The 2,189-nt window shown below is 50.8% G+C and carries 2 protein-coding genes and 1 pseudogene; all 3 read right to left on the reverse strand.

The features are described from left to right. A pseudogene (locus WAO31_RS00785) lies at positions 1 to 947 on the reverse strand (DNA-directed RNA polymerase subunit beta); the annotation flags it as partial. 206 nt (positions 948 to 1,153) lie between these two features. After that, positions 1,154 to 1,699, reverse strand: a complete 546-nt coding sequence (locus WAO31_RS00790; RefSeq protein WP_509589067.1) for a uridine kinase family protein — start codon at positions 1,697 to 1,699, stop codon at positions 1,154 to 1,156. Positions 1,700 to 1,884: 185 nt separating this feature from the next. Further along, the coding region (locus WAO31_RS00795) for a hypothetical protein (RefSeq protein ID WP_509589069.1) at positions 1,885 to 2,189 on the reverse strand (305 nt) is incomplete at its 5' end.

The raw sequence follows: 2,189 nt of genomic DNA on the forward strand, positions 1-2,189 counted from the left end.
TTTGACTCAAAGTAAGTCGAGTTCAGCCATGCAGCTGCAACTTCAGATCCGGCCTGCTCGCCACGAACCTTACGGTATACCTCGCGAAGAGCATCTTCGCGAGACAACACTGGGTTAGCAAATACCTTGGACTCGTCGTAGGCCAAGGTGTTGGCGATTAGGTCAACATCGAACTTCCAGGTTGGTGCTGCTGCGGCAACTGCTTTTTCGATGTCGGAAAATTCAGCAATGATTTCTTCCTTAGTGAAACCAAGCGCCTTCAAGAAGATAGTTGCAGAAACTTTAGTTTTGCGATCTACCTGAACCTGAACAATCGGCTGACCGAATCTTGCGATTGGCTTACGGTCATCGCGTACCCACTCGGTCAAAAACTCAAGGTAAGAACCGCGCGATGGAATGATCTGCGCTTTGTTGTTTCTAACATCCAAGTTTCCGGTGGTGTTAGTTGAAACGGAGAAGTAAACACCAGGGGAACGAACAAGCTGGGACACAACTACTCGCTCGGTTCCGTTGATGACGAAAGTTCCCTTTTCAGTCATGACCGGGAAATCTCCCATGAAGACGGTCTGTGACTTAATTTCACCGGTTAGGTAGTTGGTGAACTCAGCTTTGATATAAAGAGGCTGGGTGTAGCTCTTACCCTTGGTCTTGCACTCGTCAGGAGTGTAGGTCGGGTCGTACAAAATCGGCTCTCCGAACACAAGACCCATCTTTGGATCCTGTGAAGAGTTAGCGGAGTCTTCAATCGGAGAAATTTCTTCGAAGACTTCGTCGAGGCCGGTCTTGGCCTTGTTGCCTTCTTTTGCTCGCCATGCCGGTCCACCGATTAGTTGCTCAAAGCTTTCGGTCTGCAGCGACAGAAGATCTGGAAGATCAATCTGTTCTTGAACCTTTGCAAATGATGGACGTGATGCTAGACGGGTGTTTTTTGCTTTTTTCGCAGCCAAGGGAGTCCCTCCAGGGCAATAGTTAAGATCCGGTCAGATTTAGGGCTGTCCCGAAACCGATTGTCGCCGAAATATGCGTACAGAGCGCGCCACAATATGCACACTGGTTTTTTGGGGTCAAGTGCCTATCTTATAACGATTAAGCCACTTTTGTAAACACCTTCCCAAAATCCCTTGACGGGAACGGTTTTTGGTGTAGGTCGCTATTAGGCCCGCTGGCTGAGCCTAAGGCGAAGCGCCTCCATGACCTGGGCCGTGGTCGGAGTCGGCAGAGACCCATCCAGAATCAGGTTCGCTGCGGCCATCGGCGACTGGGCCTCGAGGTATGTCTCCTCGCCCACCAACCACTTGTCGAGCCAGCTGCCCGAACCCGAGTGATTCATCCCCCGATGAAGCAGTGTTTCCCTATTGGCATGAACAAAAATGCTGAAATCGTAGGCTTCACGGAAGCGCACCTCAAAAGAATAGATGCCCTCAATAATGACCGGCACTCCCGCCGGCACCTTCACAGTTGACATCTTTCCAGGTTCTGCCTGAGCCACCTGATACTTAATCGGCTCCCCTGCCATTATTGGATCAATAACCTCTCGACCGAATCGATCAAAGTCATAGTTTTTGGCAATGGCACTTAGCCGATAGTTCGTCGCCGGAAGCAAAAAAGAATCCATCGAGATAATCTCGGCGCCAAGGTCTGCTGCTAGCTGCTTGGCCAAGGTAGATTTACCGGACCCGCCGGGGCCATCAATGGCCATAGCCTTCCAAATCATAAATCTCCCAAAGGTGTTTGGCGGAGCCAACAAATTACCTTGAGGAAGACATTACGGTACCCAGAATCTACGTCTCAAGAAACCTTCGGCTAACCCCACATTTTTCAAAATCAAAGGAAAAACCCCCTGGCTCCCCCGAAGGGGCCAGGGGTTTAGTGAAAATAAAGTGCCTACGCAGAGCGTCCGATTCTCTGGAGGTATGCCAGATACCCAAACAGCGGAAATGCAAGAGACAGCACTCCGAGGTATACCCAGAGCAAAATCACGTTCTCGCTAGCCGCCTCAAAGCTACCGAAGTTTTCTTCGGGAACCAAGAACCGGATGGCGATTCCAATGGAAACCAGAATAAAGAAAATCAGCCAGAGTGAACGCCTGGGCTGCGAGGGTCCATCGGACTCGGTCTGGCGAGCGCCGAAATAAGCCCCGATGGCCGGCAGGAAGATAACGGCCCCGATCTGAGGAGAGAACCAAAAGA

This window comes from Rhodoluna sp. (assembly GCF_049276775.1).
GTDB lineage: Bacteria > Actinomycetota > Actinomycetes > Actinomycetales > Microbacteriaceae > Rhodoluna.

Excerpts from the sequence above, each read along its gene's own strand:
- WAO31_RS00790 (WP_509589067.1), bottom strand. The coding sequence starts at position 1,699 with ATGGCCATTGATGGCCCCGGCGGGTCCGGTAAATCTACCTTGGCCAAG.